The organism is Fodinicola acaciae (assembly GCF_010993745.1).
In the GTDB taxonomy this organism is placed as follows: Bacteria; Actinomycetota; Actinomycetes; order Mycobacteriales; family HKI-0501; genus Fodinicola; species Fodinicola acaciae.
Genome location: NZ_WOTN01000002.1, coordinates 2,173,841 through 2,199,617 on the forward strand (window position 1 = coordinate 2,173,841; position 25,777 = coordinate 2,199,617).

Annotated in this window: 27 protein-coding genes and 1 pseudogene; 10 read left to right on the forward strand and 18 right to left on the reverse strand. The window is 67.1% G+C overall.

Annotated elements, in window-relative coordinates; all coding sequences use genetic code 11:
• From GNX95_RS25550 to GNX95_RS25570, 6 genes and pseudogenes are all read left to right on the forward strand, one after another.
• A complete protein-coding gene (locus GNX95_RS25550) occupies positions 1 to 726 on the forward strand; it encodes a CbtA family protein (RefSeq protein WP_343034970.1) in 726 nt (241 codons plus the stop codon).
• Positions 727 to 754: 28 nt separating this feature from the next.
• Positions 755 to 1,396 (forward strand): DsbA family oxidoreductase, encoded by a 642-nt coding sequence (locus GNX95_RS25555; protein ID WP_163509901.1) that lies wholly within the window; start codon positions 755 to 757, stop codon positions 1,394 to 1,396.
• 158 nt (positions 1,397 to 1,554) lie between these two features.
• Entirely contained in the window at positions 1,555 to 2,391 is an 837-nt protein-coding gene (locus GNX95_RS25560; RefSeq protein WP_163509902.1) for a CPBP family intramembrane glutamic endopeptidase, read from the forward strand.
• A gap of 69 nt (positions 2,392 to 2,460) precedes the next feature.
• Positions 2,461 to 3,303 (forward strand): DUF3152 domain-containing protein, encoded by an 843-nt coding sequence (locus tag GNX95_RS25565; protein ID WP_163509903.1) that lies wholly within the window; start codon positions 2,461 to 2,463, stop codon positions 3,301 to 3,303.
• Positions 3,304 to 3,402: 99 nt separating this feature from the next.
• The gene (locus GNX95_RS42630; RefSeq protein ID WP_246281765.1) at positions 3,403 to 3,678 is read left to right on the forward strand and encodes a helix-turn-helix domain-containing protein; all 276 of its coding nucleotides are present in this window, start codon (positions 3,403 to 3,405) and stop codon (positions 3,676 to 3,678) included.
• Positions 3,639 to 4,103, forward strand: a pseudogene (locus GNX95_RS25570) (IS630 family transposase); the annotation flags it as partial. The gene GNX95_RS42630 and the pseudogene GNX95_RS25570, both read left to right, overlap by 40 nt.
• A gap of 102 nt (positions 4,104 to 4,205) precedes the next feature.
• Here GNX95_RS25570 and GNX95_RS25575 read toward each other — a convergent pair.
• From GNX95_RS25575 to GNX95_RS25620, 10 genes are all read right to left on the reverse strand, one after another.
• Positions 4,206 to 5,462: an HNH endonuclease signature motif containing protein gene (locus tag GNX95_RS25575; RefSeq protein WP_163509904.1), complete on the reverse strand. Its 1,257-nt coding sequence runs from the start codon at positions 5,460 to 5,462 to the stop codon at positions 4,206 to 4,208.
• Positions 5,463 to 5,732: 270 nt separating this feature from the next.
• Positions 5,733 to 6,602, reverse strand: a complete 870-nt coding sequence (locus GNX95_RS25580) for a DUF3995 domain-containing protein (protein ID WP_163509905.1) — start codon at positions 6,600 to 6,602, stop codon at positions 5,733 to 5,735.
• A 29-nt stretch (positions 6,603 to 6,631) separates the two neighbouring features.
• The gene (locus tag GNX95_RS25585; protein ID WP_163509906.1) at positions 6,632 to 7,282 is read right to left on the reverse strand and encodes a glycoside hydrolase domain-containing protein; all 651 of its coding nucleotides are present in this window, start codon (positions 7,280 to 7,282) and stop codon (positions 6,632 to 6,634) included.
• A gap of 120 nt (positions 7,283 to 7,402) precedes the next feature.
• The gene (locus tag GNX95_RS25590) at positions 7,403 to 7,696 is read right to left on the reverse strand and encodes an SHOCT domain-containing protein (RefSeq protein WP_163509907.1); all 294 of its coding nucleotides are present in this window, start codon (positions 7,694 to 7,696) and stop codon (positions 7,403 to 7,405) included.
• 186 nt (positions 7,697 to 7,882) lie between these two features.
• Entirely contained in the window at positions 7,883 to 9,463 is a 1,581-nt protein-coding gene (locus tag GNX95_RS25595; protein ID WP_163509908.1) for a DUF8189 domain-containing protein, read from the reverse strand.
• Positions 9,464 to 9,536: 73 nt separating this feature from the next.
• Positions 9,537 to 10,199, reverse strand: coding sequence for a response regulator (locus tag GNX95_RS25600; protein ID WP_163509909.1), 663 nt, complete (start codon positions 10,197 to 10,199; stop codon positions 9,537 to 9,539).
• Positions 10,196 to 11,329 carry a sensor histidine kinase gene (locus GNX95_RS25605; RefSeq protein WP_163509910.1) on the reverse strand — a complete coding sequence of 378 codons (1,134 nt, stop codon included), beginning with the start codon at positions 11,327 to 11,329 and terminating at the stop codon, positions 10,196 to 10,198. Before GNX95_RS25605 ends, GNX95_RS25600 begins: the two co-directional genes overlap by 4 nt.
• A 114-nt stretch (positions 11,330 to 11,443) precedes the next feature.
• Complete coding sequence (locus tag GNX95_RS25610) at positions 11,444 to 13,384, reverse strand: GH36-type glycosyl hydrolase domain-containing protein (protein WP_163509911.1); 1,941 nt, start codon at positions 13,382 to 13,384, stop codon at positions 11,444 to 11,446.
• Positions 13,385 to 13,391: 7 nt separating this feature from the next.
• The gene (locus tag GNX95_RS25615; protein ID WP_163509912.1) at positions 13,392 to 14,639 is read right to left on the reverse strand and encodes an MFS transporter; all 1,248 of its coding nucleotides are present in this window, start codon (positions 14,637 to 14,639) and stop codon (positions 13,392 to 13,394) included.
• Complete coding sequence (locus tag GNX95_RS25620) at positions 14,636 to 15,286, reverse strand: esterase/lipase family protein (protein ID WP_163509913.1); 651 nt, start codon at positions 15,284 to 15,286, stop codon at positions 14,636 to 14,638. The genes GNX95_RS25615 and GNX95_RS25620 overlap by 4 nt, the downstream gene beginning before the upstream one ends.
• An 88-nt stretch (positions 15,287 to 15,374) precedes the next feature.
• Between GNX95_RS25620 and GNX95_RS25625 the strand changes: the two genes are divergently transcribed.
• Together GNX95_RS25625 and snpA are read left to right on the forward strand one after the other, a co-directional pair.
• Positions 15,375 to 15,989: a TetR/AcrR family transcriptional regulator gene (locus tag GNX95_RS25625; RefSeq protein ID WP_163509914.1), complete on the forward strand. Its 615-nt coding sequence runs from the start codon at positions 15,375 to 15,377 to the stop codon at positions 15,987 to 15,989.
• Positions 15,990 to 16,145: 156 nt separating this feature from the next.
• On the forward strand, positions 16,146 to 16,784 hold the full coding sequence (gene snpA / locus GNX95_RS25630) for a snapalysin (RefSeq protein WP_163509915.1): 639 nt from the start codon (positions 16,146 to 16,148) through the stop codon (positions 16,782 to 16,784).
• Positions 16,785 to 16,851: 67 nt separating this feature from the next.
• Here snpA and GNX95_RS25635 read toward each other — a convergent pair whose 3' ends face one another.
• The gene (locus tag GNX95_RS25635; protein ID WP_163509916.1) at positions 16,852 to 17,805 is read right to left on the reverse strand and encodes a LysR family transcriptional regulator; all 954 of its coding nucleotides are present in this window, start codon (positions 17,803 to 17,805) and stop codon (positions 16,852 to 16,854) included.
• Between the two features lie 110 nt (positions 17,806 to 17,915).
• Positions 17,916 to 18,116: a hypothetical protein gene (locus GNX95_RS25640; RefSeq protein ID WP_163509917.1), complete on the reverse strand. Its 201-nt coding sequence runs from the start codon at positions 18,114 to 18,116 to the stop codon at positions 17,916 to 17,918.
• A gap of 132 nt (positions 18,117 to 18,248) precedes the next feature.
• Between GNX95_RS25640 and GNX95_RS25645 the strand changes: the two genes are divergently transcribed.
• A complete protein-coding gene (locus GNX95_RS25645) occupies positions 18,249 to 20,990 on the forward strand; it encodes an AfsR/SARP family transcriptional regulator (protein ID WP_163509918.1) in 2,742 nt (913 codons plus the stop codon).
• Here the strand turns inward: GNX95_RS25645 and GNX95_RS25650 are convergent.
• Both GNX95_RS25650 and GNX95_RS25655 read right to left on the reverse strand, forming a co-directional pair.
• Positions 20,983 to 21,528, reverse strand: a complete 546-nt coding sequence (locus GNX95_RS25650; protein ID WP_163509919.1) for a dihydrofolate reductase family protein — start codon at positions 21,526 to 21,528, stop codon at positions 20,983 to 20,985. The genes GNX95_RS25645 and GNX95_RS25650 overlap by 8 nt on opposite strands.
• Positions 21,529 to 21,540: 12 nt before the next feature.
• Entirely contained in the window at positions 21,541 to 21,666 is a 126-nt protein-coding gene (locus tag GNX95_RS25655) for a BBE domain-containing protein (RefSeq protein WP_163509920.1), read from the reverse strand.
• A 637-nt stretch (positions 21,667 to 22,303) separates the two neighbouring features.
• Here GNX95_RS25655 and GNX95_RS25660 point away from each other — a divergent pair.
• A complete protein-coding gene (locus GNX95_RS25660) occupies positions 22,304 to 23,821 on the forward strand; it encodes a purple acid phosphatase family protein (RefSeq protein WP_163509921.1) in 1,518 nt (505 codons plus the stop codon).
• Positions 23,822 to 23,834: 13 nt separating this feature from the next.
• On the opposite strand, the gene GNX95_RS25665 is transcribed toward GNX95_RS25660, so the two are convergent.
• The 4 genes from GNX95_RS25665 to GNX95_RS25680 form a co-directional block, all read right to left on the reverse strand.
• Positions 23,835 to 24,371 (reverse strand): Chromate resistance protein ChrB, encoded by a 537-nt coding sequence (locus tag GNX95_RS25665; protein WP_163509922.1) that lies wholly within the window; start codon positions 24,369 to 24,371, stop codon positions 23,835 to 23,837.
• A complete protein-coding gene (locus tag GNX95_RS25670) occupies positions 24,368 to 24,580 on the reverse strand; it encodes a hypothetical protein (protein ID WP_163509923.1) in 213 nt (70 codons plus the stop codon). Before GNX95_RS25670 ends, GNX95_RS25665 begins: the two co-directional genes overlap by 4 nt.
• Positions 24,577 to 25,293, reverse strand: coding sequence for a COG4280 domain-containing protein (locus GNX95_RS25675; protein ID WP_163509924.1), 717 nt, complete (start codon positions 25,291 to 25,293; stop codon positions 24,577 to 24,579). The genes GNX95_RS25670 and GNX95_RS25675 overlap by 4 nt, the downstream gene beginning before the upstream one ends.
• Before the next feature lie 160 nt (positions 25,294 to 25,453).
• Positions 25,454 to 25,600: a hypothetical protein gene (locus GNX95_RS25680; RefSeq protein ID WP_163509925.1), complete on the reverse strand. Its 147-nt coding sequence runs from the start codon at positions 25,598 to 25,600 to the stop codon at positions 25,454 to 25,456.
• Positions 25,601 to 25,777 lie beyond the last annotated feature (177 nt).

Sequence of the window (25,777 nt, forward strand, 5' to 3'; positions counted from 1 at the left end):
ATGAGGATGCTGCTGATCCGCGGCATGCTGGCCGGCCTTGCCGCCGGCGTGCTCGCGTTGGTTTTCGGGCGGATTTTCGGTGAGCCATCGGTGAACAGCGCGATCTCGTTCGAGTCGGCGATGGCCGCCGCGACCGGCGAGCACGAGGAACCTGAGCTGGTCAGCCGCGCGGTGCAGAGCACCCTCGGACTGGCGACGGGTGTGCTCGTCTACGCGCTGGTCTTCGGTGGACTTTTCGCGCTGGCGTTTGCCATCGCGTACGGCCGGATCGGTCGGATGAGTCCGCGGGTGACCTCGGTCGTCATCGCGCTGGTCGGATTTCTGGTCACCTTCGTGGTGCCCTTCCTGAAGTATCCCGGAAATCCGCCGGCGGTTGGCAATCCCGACACGATCGGCCAGCGTACGGTCACGTATTTCACCATGGTCGTGCTGTCGATCGCGTTGGCGGTGGCCGCCGCGTACGTCGGCCGCCGGTTGGTGCCACGTCTCGGAGCGTGGAACGCGACACTGGTCGGTGCGGCGGTTTTCGTTGTCGCCGCGACGATCGTGGCGATCCTGCTGCCGGCGGTCGACGAGGTGCCGCCGGGTTTTCCGGCCGCGGTGCTGTGGAACTTCCGGCTCGCCTCGATCGGCACGCAGCTGGTGATGTGGACGACCATCGGCCTGGTGTTCGGCGCGCTGGTCCAGCGGCCGCTGACCGAAGGAGCGGTCGCGACGGCGGAATAGCGGCGTACGCCCGGCGGTTGTTCATGTCGTGAACGAACCGATCAAAATCGACATCTGGTCCGATATCGCCTGTCCGTGGTGCTACATCGGCAAGCGACGGCTGGAGGCCGGCCTGGCCGAGACCGGTGTGCCGGTCGAGATCGAATACCACAGCTTCGAGCTGGTGCCGGACATGCCGGTCGACTACGACGGGTCGCACGCCGACTTCCTCTCCGGCCATCTCGGCGTCACGGCCGAGCAGGTCAAGGAGATGAACGCGCGAGTCGGCGGCATCGCGGAGTCGGTGGGGTTGCACTACGACTTCGAGCACATGCATCCGGCCAACACCGTGAAGGCGCACCAGGTGCTGCACCTGGCCAAGGCCAACGGTGTGCAGGAGGCGATGAAGGAGCGGCTGCTCGCGGCGTACTTCCTGGAAGGACGCAACCTCGCCGACCACGCCGCGCTCGCCAACCTGGCTGCCGAGGTCGGCCTGGACCGCGACGAAGTGCTGCGGGTGCTGGAAAACGACGAGCTGGTCGACGCCGTACGCGCGGACCAGCGGCTGGCCGCCCGTTATGGCATCCGCGGCGTGCCTTTCTATGTGTTCGCCGGAAAGTACGGCGTGTCAGGGGCGCAGGAGTCCGAGGTTTTCGCGCAGGTGTTGCGAAAGGTGGCTGAGGATGGCTGAGGACGACATCGAGCTGGTGCCGCTGGGCGATGACACCGCCGACGTTTGCGTCGACGGCTATTGTGAGATCCCTGACGAGGAGACTACATCGAAGGAATGACGTGCGGTTCGATTTCTGAGCCGATGTCCGGCGGCGCCGTGGCTGCCACGCTGGAGGCGTGAAAAGATTCGGCTGGCTGCTGGTCGCGGCGATCTTTGTGGTGTGCGTTGTCATTTTGCCGTCGACCGGCCACGGTGTGGTGAGCTCGTCGGCGGACAGCGGCGTCGGTGGTCGTCCACTGTGGATGCTGCTGGTGCCGGTGTTGGCCGGCACCGCGGTGGCTCTGGTGATTCCGTTGCGTACGCCTGCCGTCGCCGAACCGCGTTCGGTGGCGCGCACGTGGTTGCTCGTCGGGCTCGCCGTGCTTTTTCCTTTGTTGGTCGGGATCGGCTCGCTTGGCGACAGCATTCTCTATCTGGCGCTGAAAGTGCTGATGTTCGTCGTCGTACCGGTGGTGGCGTTCCGGTTCATCCGCGACGACGTCCGGCAGCCGCGGATCGTCCCGCGTACGCGCTGGCAGTGGCTCGCCCCGGTGCCGGCGATCGCGGTCTGGGCCAGCCTGGCGTACGCGACGCCGTTGGCGCCGGCGGTGCCGACGCTCAAGGACTACCCGGATCCGGCGTACGTCGCCGTCGCCGCGGTGTCGACCTTCCTCACCGCGAGCGTCGGCGAGGAGATCTTCTATCGCTATTTCCTGCAGACTCACCTGGAGGCGGTGGCCGGCCGGTCGACCGGGATCGCCGTCGCGGCGCTGCTTTTCGCGCTGATGCACGTGCCGACGCATGGCAGTGGTCCGGCCTGGGTCATCGTGGCGACGGCGGTCGCGCTGCAGGGGGTCACAGGTGTGTTTCTGGGCGTGTTGTGGTCGCGTTATCGCAACCTGTGGGCCAACATCGTCGTCCACGCGATGCTGAACGGGGTCGGCGTGGTGCTGTACTTCGTCTCGCTCGGCTGATGTGGGACGGATCATGGAATCGGCGTCACGCATCACCGCGAGCCTGATCGTGTGGCACGCTCACAGGCGATGCCGAGACGACTGGACAGCGCCCAGCGGCCGTACGCGAGCAGGGTCGCGCGGCGGCGCGCGCAACGCCGTAGGCGCCGCGCCATCGCGTTGTCGCTGCTGTCGGTCGCCGGCGTCCTGACGGCAATCGGGACATTCCGGCCGTCGCCGGATGCGTCGGAGCAGGTCACGGCCGCGAGTGCGGCGCCGTCGTCGAGCGTACGGCAGCGGCGGAACGCGTCTCGTGGTGGCGCCGCACCGCGTCCAACGGTCGCGTATCCGGTGCAGGGGCCGAGCACGTTCACCGTCGCGCCCGGCAACAGCGACGTACTCGGCACGGCCGGCACGCGGCTGCGGTTTCGGGTGGCGGTCGAAAACGGCATATCGGGCCTGGAACCGGCCGCTTTCGCCAACGACGTGACGACGGTGCTTGGCTCGGCCGGCAGCTGGATCGGCACGCGCAAGTGGCGTCTCCAGCGTGTCGGTCCGGGGGCGGCGTACGACTTCACCATCTATCTGGTGACGCCGGCGACGCGCGACAAACTGTGCCAGGACGGATATGACCGCTTCACCTCGTGCCGGATGGGGGACAAGGTGGTCATCAACGTCGCGCGCTGGGTCCACGGCGTGCCCAATTATGGCGCTCCGTTGCGGACGTACCGGTTTTACGCGGTCAACCACGAGGTCGGCCACCGGCTCGGCCACAACCACGAGCTCTGTCCCGGCGCTGGCCGGCCAGCGCCGGTCATGCAGCAGCAGTCGCTCGGCCTGCATGGCTGCGTCGCCAACCCGTGGCCGCTGGTCGATGGCGAGGCGTATCACGGGCCGCTGGGTGCGTACCAGGATCCGATCCCGTCCGGCTGAGTCTCACGGCTCGCGCGGCGGTGGGCCGGGCAGATCAGTGCGGCGTGGTGTTTCTTGCCTTCGGCGGTGGTGCCGGGGACGGTAACGGTCTGCGCATCGGTGTTGGGTTGTGCTGAGGGTAAGTGGCGGCGCAGGTTCCTGGCCGATCGATTGGAGGGCTTGGTCGATGAGCCGCGCCCGAGAGGTCCTCGCAGGATTACCGACGAGCAGATCGAGCAGGTCGTAGTCGCCACTTTGGAACGCGCGCCGGCCGACGCCACGCACTGGTCACGCGCCTGGATGGCTGCTGAGTCGGGGCTGTCGCGCTCGACGGTGGGCAGGATTTGGAAGACCTTCGGCACGGCATCACCACCTTGTTCGCCGCATGGGACGTGACCACCGGCGAGGTGATCGGCTCGATTCATCGTCGCCACCGCTCGGTGGAGTTCAAGAAATTCCTCACCAAGTTGGACAAAGAAATCCCGGGCGACCTCGACGTGCACCTGGTTTGTGACAACTACACCACCCACAAAAGCCCGACCATCGACAAAAGGCTGGCGGCACACCCCCGCTTCCAGATGCACTTCACCCCGACCTACTCCTCCTGGCTCAACCAAGTGGAGCGATGGTTCGGGCCGCTCACCGACAAACGCCCACGCCGCAGCGCACACAAATCCCTGCGCGCACTGGAAAACGACATCCGTGACTGGCTCGCCACCTGGAACAACAACCCCAAGCCTTTCATCTGGACCAAAACCGCAGACGAGATCTTCGAACGCCTCGCCTCATATCTTCAGCGAATTCCTGGCGCAGGACACTAGGCTTCCAGCGGCGGACGCCAGCGGGCGCGGGCCGTCGATGGCGTTGTCGGCCTGGTTGGACGAGCACGGGTGTTGTGTTGGTTGGTGGTCCACCTGTTCGGTTCAGTTGAACAGGTGGTAGGTATTTCGTAGCGGCTTTTGCTCGAAGTCCACGTACTGCGGTGGAATGAATTCCGGCACGCCGTCGACGATGCGGACTTGCCAGTCGCCGTGGTGGATCTGCCGGTGGTGAAATTCGCACAGCAGCACGCAATTGTCGATGGAGGTCTCACCTCCGTCGGCCCAGTGCCGCACGTGGTGAGCCCGCGTCCAGCGTACGGGCCGGGTGCAGCCGATCATCGCGCAGCCACGGTCACGCGCGATCAACGCTTTGCGCAACTCATCGGTCACCAGCCGTTCGGTGCGGCCGACGTCCAATGCTTCGCTTTGGGTGCCGAGCACCAGGGGAGTGATGTCGCAGTCGCACGCTAGCCGGCGGGCGGCTTCGGGGCTGAGGACGGTGTTTTCGTACGCGCGGACCTGCCCGAGCTTGTCTCTGAGCATGTCCCAGGACAAGGTGATCGTCAGGTGCGGGCGCTCGCGGCCCTGGATCGGCAGCTTCTCACTGTCCGCGATCAGGTTCAGCGCATCGGCCAACGCGTCGCCGTTGCGTTCGGCGGTTGAGCGGCGGTCTTTGGTTTTGCCTTTGTCGTCGGTGCGTGGCTTGGCCAGCGGGGACAGGATTTCCTGCATCAGGCTGCCGGTCTCGGCATCGAAGCTGCCGCGGAAGGCGAGCCGACCATCGGTCCCGGTGCGCAAATACAGCTCGCGGCGTGGCGTGGCGTTTTCTTCTTCCGAGGGCTGCGTTCCGTCGGGGTCGAGGTGGCCGTGGACGCGGTTGCCGAGCTGGTGCAACTCACGCGCACGCAACTGCGACGCCGCGTCGACCAACGTTTTCTCGGCGAACCGCCGCTCCTGGATACCGATCCGACGCGGCAACTTGCTGATAATCGTCCGGATCGCATCCAACTGCGAATCGGCAAGCTCGCCACGGCGCATCGCTTCGCCGGCGTATTCCAACTGCGGCGCCAGCTTCTCACCGGTGGCCAACGCGCGGCTGCCGCAGAATGTCCGTGCGCGCTGCACGCATCGGCTGGCCTCGGTGGGGGAGAACTTCAGGAAATCCTCCAGGAACGCGGCCGTGTCGGCGTGCCCGAACTTCGTCGCGATCGTCTGGTCATCGGCGGCTTTCACCACCGCCAGAAGCGCGGCTTTGGCCGTACGCACCGCCTGCTCCGCATACCGCAACGCGGCCGCGAACTCCTCCTTGCCGGACAGCAACGACGGATCACCCGCCAGCTGAAACGAAGGAGTGGTCATGCCACCAATAATACCAAACCGACCGACAAAACCAGACTGCCAGGGTCACGAGTTTTCTGCTGCTCGTCAACGCAAAATCGCAGCGCGCTGGTTGGCCTGCAATAGCGACCCACAAGCGTCCTAGGGTTGTCGATGAGATGGCTGCGGGCGGGCCGACTTGCCCCTTTGCTGGCCGCTGCTCAAGCAGATCGTGGAGGTCCACAAGGACCCGCGAGAGACGGGGAAGCACTGGCGAACGCGATCTTCGGATCGATGGAATGGCAATAGCCACTACGGCGCGCTCATGAGGGATCGGCGGAGGATCAGGGCCCAAAGGACTCCCCAGACCAGAAAGTACGGCGTCCACAGCGCGAAATCCCACCGCAACAACGACATCTCAAGCGGATCCGCGACCAAGCCGAAATGTGCGACGTCCGAAACCGCGCCAAGGATTCCGCGCAACAAAAGGATCGAGGTCGCGACGGAGGCGCAGCCGGCGAGCATCCAACGTGGCAGGTGATGGATCGCCGGATAGCTGACCGCCACGATCACGGCGATCCCGACGAGCGCGAGCAGGACGGTGGCCCAGAAACCGAAAAGCGCGAATCCAGGCTGATGTTCCAGCGCCATCTGACGCAGCTCACCGGTCAACGGCGCCTGCGCGAGCAGGAAGTCGCCACCAAGAGCCCACGACAGCTTCAGCCCGCCATAACCGACTGTCCACGCAATCGCGATCCAACCGACTAACGGCCATCGGACGCCGTCGTAAAACACCGCGGTAGCAGCAAAACTTGTGCCGAGGCCAACTACGACCACGATATCGAGGACACTGAGGATGGTGACCGGGCGACCGGCGAGCTGCATGCCGACCGCGACGATGCCGAGGCAGAACATGACGGCGGTAAGCCAGCAGGCCGGCGCGAGGAGCCATCGAGGAATGCGGCGGCCCCAGCCGCTGACGGTGGCGACCGCGAGTGTGGCGGCCAGCAGTCCGAGCGATGCGTTTCCCAGCTGTGGCAACGCGACCTGTCCATACATCGGCGGACCACCAGGTATGCCGAGCCTGCCGTCGATGGCAAACCACACTTTGTACGCCACGTAAACCAAAGCCAATGCGGCTGCCGCGTATGCGGCAAACCGCCGCAGTCCGGTGATCTCCATGCCTTGAGGCTGCCGGTCAGCTCAGTCGATCACCTCTGTCGTACGGCCACACTGCCTCCGTCTTTTGGCTGAGTCAGGCTGAGCTCGGATGGATCGCGTACGACCGAGGAGACCAGGCCGACACGCGGCAGCCGGACGGTTTCGTTGTCCTGCCACACCAGGTCGAGCGGGCCGGGGTTGCTTTCGCGATATTGCCAGGCAAGCGCGGCCGAGAAGCCGGAACCCGCAGGCGAAGGCGGCACAAATGCGGACGGATCGACAGCGGCGCGGCCGGCCGTCGCGGCATTGCGCATCCAGATCGGCAACTCACCGAACTGTCTGGCGAGCAACGGATGCGAGCATCGCAGACCCGGCCAGTATGCCGTGTTGTCGCGCAATTCGTCCGTCCAAGCGGCGACATAGTCGACGTACGTGCCGCGAATATCCAGATATATCACCGAAGTCGACGCGAGTCCGGCAGCGCGTGCGAGCCGCGCGGCGGCCAGTGCGTCGGCGGCGCCGTTGGAGGTCTCGCCACGATAGAGCGGTGCGAGACCCCAGCCGAGCTCGCGCAGGGCAGGCGCCGCCGCGAGCCATTCGCCGGCCAGCGGCAGTGCCACGAAGCTGACCGGCGTGCAGGTGCGCAGCGACCGCAGGATGGCGAGGCCGGGAAACCGCGGTCGATCCAGTCCGAGAAACATCCGCCAACTCCTTCCAGCTGGCCACAAGTCTGCGGCCGGCCGGCAGGTGGTTGACGGAACTGGACACAACTGTACGGCCTCGCGGACCTCCGCCACGGACGGTCCGCGAGTGCCGAATCCCTATTTTTCTGGTTTGGCGCGCAGGATCTCCAGCCGCCGGCGATATTCCTCATCGTCGATCTCGCCGCGTGCGTAACGGTCGGCGAGCACCGACTCGGCCGTACGGGTCGCGGTCGCCGCACCGAACGCCCGGCCGCGGCGACGCAGCACGAGCACGATCGTGGTGATGACGGCGGCCCACACCAGCAGCCAGGTCAGCGGAAAAATCGGCCAGAAACCGCCGAATGGCGGACCCCAGGGGTGGTCGGCGAACGGAGTGACGTGAGCCGCGACGGCGGTCAGGTTGGCAAGCATCGTGATCTTCCTTTCTGTCGTTCTGCCTGCCATGAATCCTGCGCGGTCACGCCGGCGACATCGTCCGTCCAGCGACGGCACTCGATCCGCACAGCGGACGTACGCACCAGCCGGTCCACCTCGCTGAACATACGACAGCGGACGTACGCGCCGGCCGCTCCGGAGCGTACGTCCGCTGGAGGTGGATCAGGCGATCTCGCCGCCGGCCGCCGTGGTGGTCCACGTGCCGCCGCCCTGCCAGCCGACCAGCATCTTGCCGTCAGACTGGCGCGCGGTGGTGGCCAGTCCACCGGAAATCGCGGTGGCGGCGGGATCTCCGGCCACCACGGCGGCGGACACGGCACCGAGCGTGTAGGTGCCGCTGCCGGTGGTCGTCTGTGTGCCGGTGGTCAGCGCGCCATCCGGCGTACGCACCAGGAATCCGACCTTGCCGTCGGCATTCCGAGCGGCCGCCGGATCACCGGCCGCCTGTGCGCCATCGACAGAGCCGAAAAGCCATGGCCCGAGGCCCGGTTGGCTCTGCCAGCCGGTGACCAGGCCGCCGGTTCCGGTGCGGGCCAGGAAAACCAGCCGGCCGCTGCCGTCCATGGCGACCGCCGGCCGCCCGGTGACCGTCGCGCCGGGGTCGAGCTGCGTGGCGTGCCACGGTCCGACGCCCGGAGTTTGTTGCCACGCATGGTAAATCGTGCCGGTGGACGTACGCGCGAAGACGGTCAGCTTGCCGCTGGGGTCCTGCGCGGTGGCCGGATCGCCGGCGATCGCGACGGTGCCGCCCTCGTCGAGAGTGCCGGCGATGATCGTGGACTGCCACGGCCCGAGGCCTGGAGTGCTTTGCCAGGCATGGAAAAGCCGGTTGTCCGTGGTACGCGCGAAAACGCAGAGCTTGCCGCTCACGTCCAGTGCGACCGCCGGGTCGCCGGCGAGCGTCACGGAGGTGGGGATGATGGTGGAGTGCCACACCGTGCTGCCAGGAGTTTCCTGCCAGGCGTGGAAAAGACCACCGGTGGTGGTGCGGGAGAAGGCGGTCAGCTTGCCGTCGATGTCCAACGCCGCCGCCGGACTGCCGGTCGGCACCACGGTGGTTGCGCCGTCGATGTCAGTGGTGAGTGGCAAATCCGCGGTGCTGAAGGCCGTGCCACCGACCGCGTCCTGCCGGCCGACGATCAGGTGGTTGGCGGTCGTACGCGCCACGAACGACAACGTGCCGGTTGGCTCGGCGGCTGTCCACGTGGTGGAAATCGGGGCCGGCGTGTCGAAAATCCGGTTGTAGCGCTTTGGCGTGAAGCCGCGCAGGCCATTGGTCCAGGTGCGCTGCTCGGCGATGTGCCCGTAGTCGTATTCCTCACGCACGATCGGCTGCGTGTGTCCGGCATCGGCCCAGGCGATGAAAAGCGCGATGTGCTGGACGCTGGAATCGTGCCGCCACAACGCGTCGCCGGGTCGCAGGTCGGCGGCCGCGATCGTGGTCATCACCGACGGCAGGGTCGCCGTCGTCATCGACGAGCTCAGGTGCCAGGCCATCGAGACATAGCCGGAGCAGTCCTGCCGATAGGAGCCGAACCGGTTGGCGTGCCACGCCGACTGGCTGTACGGGACCTTCTCGTCGATCCAGGTTTCCGACCTGGTCAGCGTTTCCTGGCGACCGATGTCGCCGTCCGGTGAGCTCGCCGCGGTCGCTGGTGCCGCCGCGGCCAGGCCGCAGGTGGCCAGCGCGAACGCCAGCACCGCGGCCAACCATCGTGCGCGTTTCCTGCCGTCTTCTGCCATGTCCGGTGAAATACCAACCCCGGCCACCGCTGTCCAGAGGAATGCGCCCAAAGCGCTAAACCGGCATCGGAATTCATGAACCAGTCGGTTTGACGATGCCGCGCTCGTACGCGTAGATCACCGCGTGCACGCGGTCGCGCAGGCCGAGCTTGTGGAACACGTTGCTGACATGCGTCTTCACCGTGTGCTCGCTGACCACCAGCCGCTCGGCGATCTGCGGGTTGGACAGGCCTTGCGCGAGCAGGGTCAGCGTGTCGAATTCGCGCGCGGTCAACACCTCCGGGGCCGCGGTCGCGTCCGGCCGGGACGCGCGACTGCCGACGAAATCGGTGAGCAGCCGCCGGGTGATCGACGGCGCCAGCAACGCCTCGCCGGCGGCCACGACGCGTACGGCCGCGACCAGGTCGTCGCGGCCGACGTCCTTCAGCAGGAAGCCGCTGGCACCGGCCAACAACGCGTCATAAACGTATTCGTCGAGATCGAACGTCGTCAGCACGAGTACGCGCGCATCCGCCTGTGCCGCGGTGATCGCTTTCGTGGCCGCGACGCCGTCCATTCGCGGCATCCTGATGTCCATCAGCACCACATCTGGTTGGTGGCGCTGCGAAAGCTCGACCGCCTCGACGCCGTCGCCGGCCTCGCCGACGATCTCGATGTCCGGCTGCGCCTCCAGGATCATCCGGAATCCGGTGCGCACCAGGGTCTGGTCGTCCACGACCAGCACACGGATCGTCATGGCCGGTCCAGCGGCACGTCGGCGCGTACGGCCCAGCCGCCGTCCGGTCGCGGACCGGCCTCCAGCCGTCCGCCGACCAGCGCGACGCGTTCTCTCATGGCCACCAGTCCGTGTCCTCCAGGTCGGGGAGCTTTCCGCGCACCGGCGCCATTGTCCGTGACGGCGACGGTCAGCGCACGGTTTTCGTAGGAAAGCGTCACGTTGACGCGGTCGGCGTTCGCGTGTCGTACGCAGTTGGTCAACGCCTCCTGGACCAACCGATAGACGGAAAGATCGACAGCCTGCGGCAAAGTCGCCGGCTCGCCGGCGGTGTCCAGGCGTACGTCCAAACCGGTCGACCGCACCCGCTCGACGAGCTCGCCGATGTCGGCGACGCCCGGCTGTGGCCGCAGCGGTGCTTTTTCGCCTTCTCTCAGCACACCGAGCAGCCGGCGCATCTCGGTCAGCGCCTGCTTTCCGGCCGCGCTGATGGCATCGAACGCCTCCGCGGCTCGGCCAGGGTCGGCCGCGACCACCACCGGACCGGCCTCGGCCTGCACGACCATCATGCTCAGATGGTGCGCGATCACGTCGTGCATGTCGCGCGCGATCCGGTTTCGCTCGGCGGCGACCGCGGCGGACGCCTCCGCCTCTCGCGTCCTCTCCAGATATTCGGTGCGTGCGGCCATCTCGGTGGCCAGCTCCTGGCGCCGCCGTACGCTGTCGCCGAGCAACCACGCGGTGGCGAACACCGGCAGCAGGAAGGTCGCGTCGCCGAAATCGGCCGCCGGATCCAGCAGAAGCGAGGTGATGATGGCGACCGCGGTGGTCACCGCCGCGATGATCGAGCCGAGCCGCCGGCTGTGCGCGGCAGCGGAATAAACCGCGACCAACACGGCATATGGCACCGGCGGATCCGGAAGCGGCGATATTCCGTAGATCATCGCGAGAACACCGCAGACGGTCAGCACGACAAGCGGGAATCGCCGGCGAAGCGCCAGCGGCAGGCTCTGCGCGACGACGAGCACGTATGACCACGTCGGCGCGATCGACGCCGGTTTTCCCCACAGTGGCTGCAAGGCGAGCACGAGGACGACCAGCACCAGCACCGGATCGGCGACCGGTGCCAGGCGCCGTAGCAGGCCGGACATGTCACGCACGGCAGCCGAATCTAGCAGTCCGTAGCCACTTCGGCCTCCCTCGAGCGACCCATTTTCGCACCGGCCGGATCCACCGCGCCGGGGATACGCTGACCCGACAGGCTCTTACGGCTGCGCGCTGATTTTCAGGACCTGGCTGGCAAACTCGGCACCGCCGCCGGTGCGCAGCTGTCCGGACGGGGTCGGCTCGACGCCGAGCAGCCGCAGATAGGCGAGCAGTGGCTGCGCGTGGCTGTGCAGGTTGGCCACCGGCCAGGCCTGCATCGCCACGCCGAGGTCCGCGAGCTGCCACGTGTGGCCCGGCCGCGTCGCCTCCGGCGAGAGATAGGCGTCCGGTCCGGACAGTGTGCCTTCCCAGATGTCCGGATACGCGGTGGTGTGCGCGTGCAGCGTCATCCGCCGCCACTCGTCCCAGGCCAGGTCGGGGTCGATCCGCGCGGCGGCCCAGATCAGCGTCATGTTGATCGACGGCCAGATGCTGCCGCGCTCGCCGGTCGGTGGCGGCCAGTTCAGCCGCGCGCCGAGCGGTGAGTCCGTCCGGCACAGCTCGTCGATGGTCGCCAGCACCGCGGTCGCCTGGGCTTGCGTTGCCGCGCCGGACAAGATGGCCCATGGCTGCACCTCCAGCCACAGCGTGTCGTCGCCGACCGGTTCGCCGTCCGGACCGTACGCGCGGCGAAACCAGCGACCGTTCCACTCCCCGGCGACCAGCTCGCGCAGCCGTTCGCCGGTTTTCCTTGCCTCCGCGGCGGTTTCGCCGTCACCGAGGCGCTCGGCGAGCCCGGCATACACCGGCAGGACCCAGGCCGCCATCGCGGAGTTGAGCACCGATTCGCCGCGCTCGATCATCGCCTCGCGGTCGGCGTCGACCTCGCGCAGCACGAGGTCGTTCCAGTCGGCGTTGCGGATGCGTACGTGGCCATGCCTGCCGGTGCCGATCACATCGACGAAATACCGGAACTGCCGGCGCAGGTTTTCCCGCAGGGTCACGTCTTGGAGCGGCTGCGCGAAGCTGGCCAGGTCGCCGGTCGCCGCCGCGTACTCGGCGGCCAGCCACAACGCCCACAGGTTTTGGTCCGATGGCTGGAAGACCTCGCGGCGCGGCTGCTTGTGGCCGTCGAGGCAGTACGGCAGGTCGCCGTCCGCATCGGCCCAGGCGCAGGTGTTTCTCAGCACTGACAGGGCGAGATCCGGCTCGAGGTGGACCAGCGGCAGCGCGTGCTGCAGCGGATCGCGTGCCGCGCCGTTGAACCCGTGCCGGAACGAATACGCCGAACCCTGGTCGAGGGTGTGGCCGCCGAGCACGCCGTCCACGCAGGCGCCGCCGGTCAACATCGCGGCGTGCCAGGGGATCTCGCGCTCGGCCTGTGGAGCCTGTCTGGCCCGTGCTGTCGGCAGCCGTCTGCGTACGCTTTCCAGGCTGTCCTGGTAAATCCGCTCCGGATCCGCGGTCATCGGCTCGTTCAGGCCGAAACGAAACCACCGCGTCTCGGTTTCGTCTGGTCGTACGGTGACCGTCGCGTCGCCGAGCGGATCGAGGACGACGTCCGGATGGATCGCCTCCTGGTCCGTACGCGGACCGAACTCCAGGTTGACACGGCGCGGCCGCACAACCCATTCCTCGGTGAGGGTCCAGGTCGCCGTGTCCGCGCCGGTGTTGGTGACGTCGACGCGGATCAGCAGCCACGGATGTTCGCCCTCCGGGCAGAGCACCGTACGGGTGATCGTGGCACCGGCGGTTTCGCCGCGTACGCGGGAAAACGTCGGACCGAAAAGCCGTTCGGTGATGGTGAGCTCCTGGCCGTCCAGACGCGTGACGCCGGTGCCGTCCGGATGCGGCTCGGTGAGCCAGTCGAGGCCGGCGTGTTCGTCCCAGAGGCCACTGCGACCGTCGCTGTCGGCGATCAGCGTGATCCGCCGGTTGCCGAGGTGGACCCAGTGCCGGTGTGTCGGTGGATCGAGAAGCCGGTCCCACTCGGTTTTGGCCGCTGTGTAACAGAATGCCGGCAGGCCCTCGGCCGTGGTCCAGTCACCGAACGCGCTCACCTGTCTCCTAACGTATGGATCTGATCCGTTGGTTGCACACCGCGCCGATCACCACGAAGACCGCGCCGGCGAGGAAAAACGCCGGATAGTTCGGCCCGCCACCGCCGATCGCCAGAAAGGCCGGCGCGACCACCGGCACGATCATCTGCGGCAGCACGCTGGCCAGGTGAAAGACGCTCAGGTCCTTGCCCGCGTCGGCCGCCGACGGCAACACCTCGGTCACCATCGCCACGTCGACCGCCACATAGCAGCCGGAGGCGATGCCGCTGACCAGCGCCGCCACGAAATAACTGGCGATGCTCGGCGAAAACGCGATGAACCCAAGTGCCAGACCCTGCACGGTCGCGGAGATGATGACGAAGATCTTACGCCGTCCGACGCGGTCGGAGATCGTACCGAAGACAATGCTGCCGACGACGACGGCGACGGCCGAGGTGGCCGCCAGGCCGAAAATCACCGGTGTCACGGTCTGCGCGGTGTAGCCAAACTGGCTCTGCAGGAAATACGTCTGATAGCCGACCAGCGTCGCTCCGCCGCAGTACATCAGAAACCGCGAGATCCAGGCCCAGGCGAAGTCCGGCGCGGTACGCGGATCGACCCAGTACGCCTGGAGAAACTCCTTGAACCGAAACGGTCTTCTGTCCGTCGGCGCGAGCCGCCGGTCTTTCAGCATGGCGACCAGGACGATCACGGTCGCGACACTCAACAGGCCGGGCATCACGATGGCGAGTGCCAGGTTGGGGAGGAAAAGTTGGATCAGCAGGATGCCGCCGACCACGCCAACTTGTTGCGTCAGGCCGATAACCGCCGACACGCGACCGCGGTGGGTGGTGGGGATCTGGTCGGGGACGATCGGGTTGAGCGCCGCCAGCACGACGTTGAAGGTGAACTGCACCAGAGCCCAGGCCAGCACCAGTGTCGGCACGTTTGGCGCCACCGCGAGGAAACCGAGGCTGGCCAGGCCCAGCACGGCGCCGGCCACCAGCCACGGCCGGCGCATGCCGAAGCGGCTGGTCGTACGGTCGGACAGCGCGCCGATGACGTTCTGGCCGACCAGCGCGACGGTCGCGCCGACGGCGAGGACGACCGAGAGCGCGGCAGCCTTTGCGCCCGGCGTGATCTGTTGTACGCGCAACGCCAGCGTCACCTGGATCGCCGGCAGCAGGACGACCCAACATCCGAGGAATGCCGCCGAAAGCGCGGCGACCATGCCGGTGTCGACGGACGTACGCGCCGGTGCCGTGGTCGTCGTCATGAGGCCGGACACTGACCGCTCAGGATCTGCATGACGGCGTTGGCGAAGACCGGTGATTTCGGCTCGTCTGCGTGCATGATGGTGGGATAGGCGGCGTGGCACCAGCCACCGTCGAAGAGGTCGATCTGCTCATCGCCGAACAGCTGCGCATACCGTATGTCTCCAGGAGTCTGGTCGCCGGCGTTGAGATTCGCGAGGAATGCGCTGGTCGGACACATCTGGCCGCCGAAGTCCAGCGGCAGCGCGCAGGCCAGGTCGGTGCCGTGCGGCCCGCTTCCGAGCGTGACGAAGTTGACCACCGTGTCCGTGCCGCCGAGGAACTTCACGTAGTAACGCGTGGAAAGTCCGCCCATGCTGTGGCTGACCAGCTCGACCTTGCTGTTGCCGTGCTGAGCCCGCGCCGTCTGGACCGCCTGCGCGATCGCGTTGGCGTTGGCGACGTTTTCCTGGCCTGGCAGGTTGATCGCGTACGTCGGATAGCCGGCGTTTCGCAGTGCGGTGACCATCGGCGCGAAATCGCTGGCGGAGCCCAGAAAACCGTGCACCAGGATCACCGGCCGCTTCTCCGCCGCATGCGCCGGAGTCGCTGGTGATGCGAAAGCCGCGGCAACGGCGAGCAGCCAAACCAGTCTTCGAGCAGGGGACATCGCGACACCTCCTGTTGGTGTCTTTGGCGAGGTTTGCGTAATTTCACCTACCGAGTGTTAGGTAAGTGAATGTGCTAGGTTTAGCACTGTGAACCAGCGCACACAACCCCCGCTCAGCCGAAAACAGCGCGCTGAGCAGCGAAAAGCCGAGATCGTGGCGGTTGCGACCGAGTTGTTCGCGCGCGGCGGCTATCGCGGCACGGCCCTCGCCGACGTCGCCGCGCGCGCCGGCATCACGCAACCCGGCCTGCTGCACCACTTCGGCAGCAAGGAGGGCCTGTTGCTGGCGGTGATCGAGCAGCGCGACGCGGACAGCGAGGCGTACGCGATGGAGGTGCTCGGTCAGGATGCCGGCCTGCGGCTGCCGAGCATCCCGGACTTTGCCCGCCGCAACCGCGGAAAACCGGGCCTCGCGAAGCTGTTCACCGTACTCGTCGCGGAAAGCCTGGAGCCGGACTCTCCCGGTCACGAGCATTTCGTCGAGCGTTATCGTGCACTGCGCGCGATCGTGGCGGCGATGATCGCGTCGGCGCAGAAGGACGGCCGCGTACGCGCCGGCATCGATCCGAAGCTGAAGGCCGCGGAGATCCTGGCGACGCTGGACGGCCTGCAGACACAGTGGCTGCTGGATCCGGACGAGGTCGACATCGCCAGGAGTGCCGAAGCGTACGCACAAATCCTGGAACGCGACCTGCGCGGCTGATCGTCACGGGGAAAACTTCGCCGTGGTAAATTATTTTCGCTGACGGACGGCCAAAAGCGATAACCTCGTACGATCGCCGGTCGGGATCGTCCCAGACATCCCAAAGCGCTCAATAATGCGGTGCATCCCCATTTCCCCCAGGTGAGGAGCCCGCACATGCGACGTCCGAAACTGTTCGGCCTCGTGACGACCGCGGTTCTGGCGTTGGTCCTCGGAGCGCTGCCGGCGCAGGCGCTGGCCAAGACCGCGCCGGGCGCCGGTTACAGTGGCACGTACGCTGGATCGGCGCAGGAAGCGGCCGCCAACAAGGCGTTCTTCGACGCGGTTTTGCGCTCGGTGAAGGCGAAACGCGCCAAGGCCGGCTCACAGCTCGCCACGGTCACGGTGGTCTACAACGCAAGCCAGGCTCCGTCGTTCTCCTCGGAGATCTCCAACAGCGCGTCGATCTGGAACAACGCCGTCCACAACGTACGCCTGGTGTCCGGCTCCAACGCCGACTTCAGCTACTACGAAGGCAACGACTCGCGCGGCTCGTACGCGAGCACCGACGGCCGCGGCCACGGCTATGTTTTCCTTGACTACCAGCAAAACGAGGAATACTACTCACTGCGCGTGGTCGCCCACGAGACCGGTCACGTGCTCGGCCTGCCGGACCACTACTCCGGTCCGTGCAGTGAGCTGATGTCCGGCGGCGGCCCCGGCCCGTCGTGCACCAACACGCAACCGAACGCGGCCGAGCGCAGCCGCGTCGACCAGATCTGGGCCAACCTGTTCGCGCCGGCGGCAGCGGCCTGACTGACCGGAAACCCTCTGGACATCCCTAACCCCGTGTCCAGAGGGTTTTCCTTCGCCGAGCCGACGGCTATTGCAGCACCAGGCCGTGCTGCAGCCACTCGCCATATTCCGGATTGCGACCGGCGCCGCCGACATATTCGGCCACCAGCGCGTCGAAAGCGTCCGACACCAGCGATGCCCACGCACTTTCCCGGTGCCAGGCGAAAAACAGGTGTACGCCGAACGGGTCGCCGATCATCCGGCGTACGGCCAGGCCGTCCTTGGGCATCGAGGTCGGCTGGCAGACCGCGATGCAGTCGCCGCGTACGATCAGCGCGCGGCTGGTCGGGATGTCGGAGATGTTGACCAGTCGCGGCGCGAAACCGGCGCTCGCGCACACCCGGCGGATGTGCGCCGCCTCGTCGTCGCCGGAGGAGTTGACCACCCAGGAGGCGTCGGCGAGGTCGGTCAGCTCCACTTTTTCCGCGCCGGCCAACGGACTGTCCGCGGAGACCGCGACGAACTGCGGCTCGCGCGCCATCACCGTACGCTGCTCGACTCCCGGCAGGACCGGAAAGGACGAGCCTTCGTTGGCGTAGAGGTAGGCGAAGTCGAGCTGGCGCTGGCCGAGCAGGCCCATCAACGTACGCGCCGAGTTGTCCACGTGCAGCACCACCTCGGCCTCGGGCGCGAGCGACCGCAGCCGCTCCAGCCAACCGGTGGTGACGTGGCTGGGCGTACAACCGACGCGCAGCTGCTGCCGCTCGCCGTCGGCGGCCAGGCCGACCGCGCTCTCCAGCAGCGACTCGAGGTCGTCCAGCAGCGGCCGCGCGCGAGCGACCAGAAACTGGCCGAGCGGCGTCGGCCGGCAGCCGTCGGCGCCGCGCAGGAACGCCGGACCGCCGAGCGCCGCCTCGATCCGCTGCAGCTGCGCGGTGAGCGCCGGCTGTGTCATCTCCAGCTGCACCGCCGCCTTGCGCAAGCTGCCGGCATCCGCGATCACGCACAGCACCCGCAGATGACGCGCTTCCAAACGCACCATGGTGAAACCCTCGCTCGAGGTTGACGAGCCGACAGGCCCCATACGACACCAAAATCGTGCTTATCGGGTGAGTCTAGTGAAAGTCAGGAGATCTTCCGTGCTGAATCGGTTTACCAGTCAAAGCCGATGCGCCATTCGCTGCGCAGGATCGCCGCGTACGTCTCGCCGGCCGCCGGTTCGCCGCCGATCGCCGCCACGATCGCGGCGCGACGCGCCTTCCTGGCGGGCAGACCGGGCCGGCGCTCCACCTCGGCGACGAACTCGAACTGGTCGTGACCGGTCTGGCGGAGTACGACAAACGACGCTGGCATCACCACTCCTCTCGGTAGACTGAAAAGGATATATCGGCGCCGGCCCGCCGGTTCTGCGGCGAATCCGACCGTCGCGGTGGTCGCGGCCGTGTATACAGATGCCGGAGAGCAACCGCCGACAAGAGATCGAGCATGGAATTCGCGGTCCTTGGAGCAGTCGAGGCACGAGCCGCCGGCCGCCGGATAGATGTCGGCCACGCGCGCCAGCAGTGCGTGCTGGCCGCGCTGTTGGTCGATGCCAACAACGCGATCCCGCCGGACACGCTGATCGAGCGCGCCTGGGACGTGGACGTACGACGTCGTGCGCACGGCACGCTCTACAGCTACATCTCGCGGCTGCGCCGTGCGCTTGGCGACACCGTCATCCGGCACACCTCGGCGGGGTACGTGTTCGCCGCCGATCCGGAAAGGATTGATTTACACCGTTTTCGGCAGCTGCTGCGCCGCGCACACACGGTCGACGACGACGATGCCGCGATCGAGCTGTTCGACCAGGCGCTCGGCCTCTGGCGTGGCGAGGCCTTCGCGAGCCTGGACACCGGCTGGCTGCAGAGCGTCCGCGACCAGCTCAACCATGAGCGGCTGGCCGCCGAGCTGGCGTACAACGACCTGCGGCTGCAAACCGGACAGCACGCCACCATGCTGGCCGAGCTGAGCAGCAAGGTGCTCAGCCATCCGCTCGACGAGCGGCTGGTCGGACAGCTGATGCTGGCGCTCTATCGGAGCGGCCGGCAGGCCGACGCGCTGGTGCATTACGAGCGGTTACGCCGCGAGCTGGCCGAAGCGCTCGGCAGCGACCCCGGCGCGCCGCTGCGACAGCTGCACCACCAGATCCTGACCGCCGACGCGGCGCTGGTCACGCCGTCGCCACGGCACGGCGCGGTCACCGTGGCGCCGCCGATTCCGCGGCAGCTGCCGACCGACGTCGCCGCCTTTACCGGCCGGCAGGCGGAGATCGACGCGCTCGACGCGCTCCTGCCGGATTTCGACGCCGGCGGTCCGATCCTGATCGCCGCGCTCGGCGGCATGGGTGGGGTCGGCAAGACGAGCCTGGCGGTGCACTGGGCTCACCGGGTCGCCGACCGGTTTCCGGACGGCCAGCTCTACGTCAACCTGCGCGGATACGGTCCGGCCGAGCCGCTGGAGCCGTCGGCGGTGCTCGCGTCGTTCCTGCGTGCGCTCGCGGTGCCGGCCAGCCGCATCCCGCACGACGTCGACGCGCGCGCGGCGCTGCTGCGTACGACCCTGACCGGCAAGCGCGTACTCATGGTGCTGGACAACGCGCGCGACTCCGACCAGGTGCGTCCGCTGCTGCCCGGCTCCGGCCCGCTGGTGCTGGTCACCAGTCGCAGCCAGCTGCGCGGCCTGGTCGCCAGAGACGGCGCGCGGCGGATCACGCTCGACCAGCTCAGCGAGGCGGATTCGTTGGCACTGCTGCGAAAGATCGCGCCACTGGCGGCCGCCTCGGCCGGCGCCGGCGAGTTGGTGCGGCTGTGCGGCTATCTGCCGCTGGCGCTGGCCATCACGGCCGAGCGCGCGACGCGTACGCCCGGCGACGACCTCACCGACCTGGTCGCCGGCCTGCGTGACGAGCGCCGGCGGCTCGACGAGCTGCACAACGACGAGGATTTCGCCAGCGACCTGCGCGTGGTGCTGTCCTGGTCGTACGGTGCGCTCGATCCAGACGCGGCGCGCGTCTTCCGGCTGCTCGCCGCGCTGCCCGGCACCGACGGCACCGCCGCGGCCGTCGCCGCGATGGCCGCGAAAACCGTGCCGGAGACCCGAAAACTGCTCGACGGCCTGGTGTCGGCGAGCCAGCTGCAGGAACGGCGGCCGGGCCACTACGAGCAGCACGACCTGATCCGGCGCTATGCGGCCGAGCTGCCGGACGCCGACCGGGCCGAGGCGAGGCCGCGGATCATCGACTGGTATGTCCGCACCGCGCTCAACGCCAGAGAACACCTGCCAGGTCAGCTGCGCGCCATTCCGGTCGCGTCCGGACATCGCATCCAACCGCTCACCTTCACCGACCGCGCGAGCGCGCTTTCCTGGCTGGACGCGGAAAGAAACAACCTGATCGCAACCGTCGGCTATGCCGCCGACGCCGGCGAACATCCGGCCGCGTGGCGGCTCGCCGCCGTGCTTCAGTGCTATTTCAACGACAATCGGCCGTGGCACGACTCCGCGCTGATGCTGCGGCGCGCGCTGGAATCCGCGCGGCGGTCCGGCGATCCGGATGCCGAAGCGGTCGTCCAGGCGAGCCTCGGGGACGCGTACCAGAATCACGGCGCGTTCCTGGAGTCCATTGCCGCCACCCGTGAAGCGCTTGAGCAATACCGAAAACTCGGCGATCGCGCGGCCGAGGCGGGGATGCTCACCAACCTCGGCATGACCCTGCAGGACGCCGGTCACCCGGAGGAGGCCATCGATCATCACCGGCAGGCGCTGGAGGTCAACGCCGCGCTCGGCCGGCCAGCGCTGGACGCGATGATCCTCGGCAACCTGGCCGCCGCGTACGTGGCGGTGGAGCGCTATCGCGAGGGCATCGAGCTGGGCCGGCAGGCGCTGGAGGTCAGCCGCACCGCCAACCGGCGGATGACCGAGGCGGACATTCTCGACGAGCTCGGCGCCGCGCACGCCGGCCTGGGGGAGTATGCGACCGCCGCCGACTACTACCAGCAGGCCATCGACATCTATCAGGAGCTGAAAAGCGCTATCCAGGTGAACTCGTTGATCCACCTCGGATACGCGCAGGCCGCGGCCGGTGACGCCGAGCGGGCCAGGTCCACCTGGCAACGTGGCCTGGCCATGACCCCGGATCCGCGGGACCTGCGCGCGGTCGAGCTGCGCGAGGCTCTGGCGACGATCAGTTGACCACGTCGTAGGTCAGGATGACGACGCCGGAGTCGAGCGTACGCGTGCCGGCCAGCGACAGCTTGGCGCCGGTGCCTTCGTGGAAAAGCAGCTCGTTTGGCGAGCCGCCGCCGAACAAAACCGGATGGATCCACAGCTCCAGCACGTCGAGCAGCCCGTGCTCGACCAACGTACGCGCCACCGGACCGTAGCCGTTCATCAGGATGTCCTGACCTGGCTGTGCCTTGATCGCGGTGATCTCCTCGACCAGGTCGCCGGAAAGAATCGTGGTGTTGTCCCAGCTGCCGGTTGTCAACGTGCTGGACGCGACGTACTTGTTGATGTTGTTGGCGCGCTCGGCCCATTTGTCGTCGCGCGTCGGCCAGACCGCGGCGTAGATCTCGTACGTCTTCCGGCCGAGCAGCAGCGCGTCGCAGCCCTGGATCCGCTCGATGGCGTAGTCGAAAGCCTGCTCGCCGTGGTCGTCGAAATGCCATTTTTCCAGCTGCTCGGTGACGCCGTCGACGGTGATGAAGGTGGAGTTGATGATGCGGCGCATGGCGGTTTCTCCCTACCGGCTCGGCGCGATGTTGTGGTTGAGGTGGAAGACGTTCTCGGGATCGTACGCGTCTTTCAGCGCGGTCAGCCTGGCGAGTTTCGGCGCGGGAAAAGCGCGTTTGATGCTTTCGTCTTCCATCGTGTTGACATGTTTCCGCTCGCGTACGGCTCCAGCGTGATGATTGTTGCGTTGGTAGGAGGGGTGCGCGGGGTCTGTTTGTGGTTGGGTTGGGTGCCGCGTGTGCGGTTGGGTGGGTGGTGTGGACCAGGAGTGTGGCTAGGTCGCCGGGAATGCCATGGCGTCCCGATGAGTGGCGTGAAGGTCCACTATGTGGGATGCGAAGGCGTGCGGAGCGCTAAATGTCTGGATTGCGAGGGTCGCGGATGGTGTGAATGTCGAGTTACTAGCGCTGGACGCAAGAAACAAGGCCTTCACGCCACAGCGATCCGCGGGGACTGTGGCGGATGTGACTACTGAGACTGGTAATGCTGTTGCGACTGCTGTTGGCGATAAATGTCCGGTTTTGATGTCAAGTACTACGCGGTCAGGTCGCCTCACCTGCATTGTCAGCCACAGCAGTCACGCCAGCATCGCCCTAGCCGCCGCTGATGTTCGCGAGCCGCCTGGGACCGTATCGACGCGCGCTTCGAGAAAGGTGCCGCGCGCACGGCGGAGACGACCGGGCCTTGGTTCACTCTCCGGACAGCGGCCGTTCACGGTCGTTTCGTCGGCGGCCCCTACGTTCACCTCGACACGTTGACGTGAGGAGCCACGAATGTCCGTCACCCGCAGAGGCGCGCTCGGCCTTCTCGGCGCGGCCGGAGCCGCCGCTCCGCTGCTCGGCCAGACTCCGGCTTTTGCCCCGAAGGTGGGAAAAGGCGCCACACCGGTGCAGGGCCTGCACCTGACCTTCGGCCGGAACCCGGCGCGCCAGATGGTCGCCTCGTGGATCACCGCCGGCGCCGTACGCCGGCCGCGCGTCCTCTACGGCACGCTTGACGGCGGTTTCGGGTCATGTGTCGACGCCGTCACGAAAACGTACGTCGACGGCACTTCTGGCCGTACGGTCTGGATCCATCACGCCGAGCTCGACCGGTTGCGGCCAGGCACCGACTATGTTTACGCCGTGCAGCACGACGGCGCGACGCCGGATGCCGGCACCTTCCGCACCGCTCCGTCCGGCCGTGCTCCGTTCACCTTCACCAGTTTCGGCGACCAGTCGGCGCCGCAGGTGACCTGGGCCGCCAACGGCACGGTCGGCCTGGACGCCAACTCCACGCCGGCCACCATGGACATCGTCACCGGCATCGAGACGGTCGCGCCGCTTTTCCATCTGCTCAACGGAGATCTGTGCTATGCCAACCTCGACGTCGATCGCGTGCGTACGTGGAACAACTTCTTCGCGAACAACACTCGCTCGGCGCGCTTTCGGCCGTGGATGCCGGCGGCCGGCAACCACGAGATCGAAAAGGCCAACGGCCCGATCGGTCTCGGCGCGTACCAGGCATACTTTTCCCTGCCGTCCACCGAAACCGACGCGGAGCTGGCCAACCTCTGGTATTCGTTCACGGCCGGCTCGGTGCATGTCGTGGTGCTGCAAAACGACGACAACTGCCTGCAGGACGGCGGCGACGTGTACGTCAATGGCTATTCCGGCGGCCGGCAACTCGCCTGGCTGGAGAAGGACCTGGCCGCGGCACGGGAAAACCGCGGCATCGACTGGATCGTGGTCGCGATGCACCAGGTGATGGTCAGCACCTCGGACGCGAACGGCGCCGATCTCGGCCTGCGCGAGAAATACGGTCCGCTTTTCGACCGCTATGGCGTGGATCTGGTGCTGTGCGGCCATGAACACGACTACGAGCGCTCGCTGGCGGTGCGCGGTGTCGTGTCGGGCAGCGAAACCTTGACCCCGCAACCCGTGTCGACGGCGACCGACGCCATCGACTCCGAGCACGGAACCGTCCACATGGTGCTCGGTGGCGGCGGTGTTTCCGGCACCACCAACGGAAAGTTCTTCACCGACGGCACCGGCAAGGTGATCACCGGCGTGACCGCGCCGAATCCGTCGACCGGCAAGCGTACGGCCATCTACACCAAGGAAAAGGCGGTGTGGAGCGCCGTACGCGACCTGGAGCATCCGTACGGCTTCGCCGCCTTCACCGTCGATCCAGGCCGCCGACCGGGCGACATCACCTCGATCGAGGTCACCTACTACAACGTGAACAAACCGCACGGAGAGCTTTCCGTCTTCGAGAGGTTCTCCCTTCGCCGCCGCCGCTCAGACCGCTAGCGCGGCCGGTGGTTCAGCGGGTTTCGGCTTCCTCGGTGTAGACGCGTGCCGCGTACTTTTCCAGCGCCTCTTCGCAAGTGCGCAGCGCCGCCTCGGTGGCTTTCCGGCCGGAGGCGCCGAAAACGTCGCGGTCGGTGACCTTGCCAAACCAGTTACGCAGCTTGGTCAGGTCCTCCTCGTTCTCCTCCAGTTCGGCGAAGGTGAAGTGGTTGGCGACGTACTCTTTCTCCAGCTGCCCGTGGAAATCCTGGCACTTGTCGACGATTTCCTGGTATTCGTCGTCACGGGCGGCCAGGAACGCCGCGCGTACGTCCTGCTCGCCGACCAGCACGTCGCACGACATGAGCACGGCGGTGCCGGACATGCCGACGATCTCGTGCTGCAGCTTGCGCAGCGCGCGCTCGGCGGCCGGGCTCGCCGGCAGTGCGGCGGCCGCGCTTTGCAGGTAGATGGCCCCCAAACCCTTCAGCCGGCGCCACACGGTGGCGCGCAACCGCGTCGGCTCCGACGGGATGCGATAGACGAGCAGCAGCCAGCCCTGGTCGGTCATGACTGGTTGTCTCGGCGACGCGCGCGCCACAGGCTCCACGGCACGACAGCGACGACGGCCACCGGCAGGACCCACCACGCCGGCAGGTGGTTGAGGCTCAGCAGCCAGGTCGCGACGATCGCCACGAGAATCGCGACCGCGACACGCCAGTCGTCGCCGACGACGAAGTCATAACAGAAGGCGCCAAAAGCGCGGATCCACCGGATCATGCCTGCCTCACTCGGACTCGGCGAAGGACGGCGACCAAGGCCAGCGCGAACGCCGCGACCGCCGGAACGATCGCGAACAGCGCCACGTCTTTGCCTGGCCACACGGCGCCGGCGCCTTCCGCGGCCCAGAAGACGCCGAATGCGGTGAGCATGATGCCGACCACGAACTTCAGCGCGTTTTCCGGCACTCGTGCGAGTGGCGCGCGTACGAGCGCGCCGGCACCGGCCACGATCACGACCGCGGCGCCGGCGGCGAGCGCGGCCAGCGGGACGTTGTGTTGGTTGCTGCCAAAAGTCAGCGCGATGAACGCGACTTCCAAGCCTTCCAACAACACGCCTTTGAAGGACAGCGTGAAGGCGTACCAGTCGGTGCCGACCTTCTTCGCGTCGGCCAGCTGCGCGCGGAAAATCTCGTCCTCGTCATGCAGGGCCTTGTGACCGCTCGCGCGCAGGATCGCTTTTCGCAGCCATTGCAGGCCGAAGACCAACAACAAAGCGCCGACCACGAGCCGCAGCAACTCGATCGGCAACAACGTGAGCGCCGGTCCGAGCGCCGCGACGATCGCGGCGAGCGTGACCAGTGCGGTCAGCGTGCCGAGGAGCGCCGAACGCCAGTTTCTGGCCGTACCGGCGGCGAGCACGATCGTCACCGCTTCCACGGCCTCGACCGCGCAGGCCAGGAAAACCGCGATGAACAACGCACCGCTGGTCATGCGCCACCTCCGACTGTTTCATGGAGAGCATAACAGTCGTTACGTCAGCGAGGTGACCGCCGAGGGACCTCCAGCTGGTGTGTGGAGACGGGGACAGCTGAAACGGTCTCGCGCACCGACCAGGCGCAGTAGTCTGCTTTCCGTCAGAACGGCGGAAAGGTCATGACGTACGCGCCTGTGCCACCAACCTGGCGGCCGGAGACTCAGTGCCGGAGCGGCGATCGGCATCGCATCCGGCGCGCTCGTGCTCGTCCTTCTCATGTGCGCCGGCGTGGCCGGCGGTGCGCTGCTCGTCGCTGGCCAGCACGCCGACGGTAAGTCGAACAGCACGTCGCAGAGTTCTCCGGAGCCCTCAGCGAGCGGAACGGCGCACGTGGTCACGTACAAGGGATCGAGTTCCGACGGCCTCATGCGATACGCGAGCTACTACACCGCGGGCGGCGGCACCTCATGGGACGGGCAGCAGCCTTCGCCGTGGACGCAC

Excerpts from the sequence above, each read along its gene's own strand:
- GNX95_RS25645 (WP_163509918.1), top strand. The coding sequence starts at position 18,249 with ATGGAATTCGCGGTCCTTGGAGCAGTCGAGGCACGAGCCGCCGGCCGC.
- GNX95_RS25675 (WP_163509924.1), bottom strand. The coding sequence starts at position 25,293 with ATGACCAGCGGTGCGTTGTTCATCGCGGTTTTCCTGGCCTGCGCGGTC.
- GNX95_RS25640 (WP_163509917.1), bottom strand. The coding sequence starts at position 18,116 with ATGCCAGCGTCGTTTGTCGTACTCCGCCAGACCGGTCACGACCAGTTC.
- GNX95_RS25550 (WP_343034970.1), top strand. The coding sequence starts at position 1 with ATGAGGATGCTGCTGATCCGCGGCATGCTGGCCGGCCTTGCCGCCGGC.
- GNX95_RS25665 (WP_163509922.1), bottom strand. The coding sequence starts at position 24,371 with ATGACCGACCAGGGCTGGCTGCTGCTCGTCTATCGCATCCCGTCGGAG.
- GNX95_RS25620 (WP_163509913.1), bottom strand. The coding sequence starts at position 15,286 with ATGTCCCCTGCTCGAAGACTGGTTTGGCTGCTCGCCGTTGCCGCGGCT.
- GNX95_RS25650 (WP_163509919.1), bottom strand. The coding sequence starts at position 21,528 with ATGCGCCGCATCATCAACTCCACCTTCATCACCGTCGACGGCGTCACC.
- GNX95_RS25655 (WP_163509920.1), bottom strand. The coding sequence starts at position 21,666 with ATGGAAGACGAAAGCATCAAACGCGCTTTTCCCGCGCCGAAACTCGCC.
- GNX95_RS25600 (WP_163509909.1), bottom strand. The coding sequence starts at position 10,199 with ATGACGATCCGTGTGCTGGTCGTGGACGACCAGACCCTGGTGCGCACC.
- GNX95_RS25580 (WP_163509905.1), bottom strand. The coding sequence starts at position 6,602 with ATGGAGATCACCGGACTGCGGCGGTTTGCCGCATACGCGGCAGCCGCA.
- GNX95_RS25575 (WP_163509904.1), bottom strand. The coding sequence starts at position 5,462 with ATGACCACTCCTTCGTTTCAGCTGGCGGGTGATCCGTCGTTGCTGTCC.
- snpA (WP_163509915.1), top strand. The coding sequence starts at position 16,146 with ATGCGACGTCCGAAACTGTTCGGCCTCGTGACGACCGCGGTTCTGGCG.
- GNX95_RS25585 (WP_163509906.1), bottom strand. The coding sequence starts at position 7,282 with ATGTTTCTCGGACTGGATCGACCGCGGTTTCCCGGCCTCGCCATCCTG.
- GNX95_RS25565 (WP_163509903.1), top strand. The coding sequence starts at position 2,461 with ATGCCGAGACGACTGGACAGCGCCCAGCGGCCGTACGCGAGCAGGGTC.
- GNX95_RS25615 (WP_163509912.1), bottom strand. The coding sequence starts at position 14,639 with ATGACGACGACCACGGCACCGGCGCGTACGTCCGTCGACACCGGCATG.
- GNX95_RS25605 (WP_163509910.1), bottom strand. The coding sequence starts at position 11,329 with ATGTCCGGCCTGCTACGGCGCCTGGCACCGGTCGCCGATCCGGTGCTG.
- GNX95_RS25660 (WP_163509921.1), top strand. The coding sequence starts at position 22,304 with ATGTCCGTCACCCGCAGAGGCGCGCTCGGCCTTCTCGGCGCGGCCGGA.
- GNX95_RS25670 (WP_163509923.1), bottom strand. The coding sequence starts at position 24,580 with ATGATCCGGTGGATCCGCGCTTTTGGCGCCTTCTGTTATGACTTCGTC.
- GNX95_RS25635 (WP_163509916.1), bottom strand. The coding sequence starts at position 17,805 with ATGGTGCGTTTGGAAGCGCGTCATCTGCGGGTGCTGTGCGTGATCGCG.
- GNX95_RS25590 (WP_163509907.1), bottom strand. The coding sequence starts at position 7,696 with ATGCTTGCCAACCTGACCGCCGTCGCGGCTCACGTCACTCCGTTCGCC.
- GNX95_RS25595 (WP_163509908.1), bottom strand. The coding sequence starts at position 9,463 with ATGGCAGAAGACGGCAGGAAACGCGCACGATGGTTGGCCGCGGTGCTG.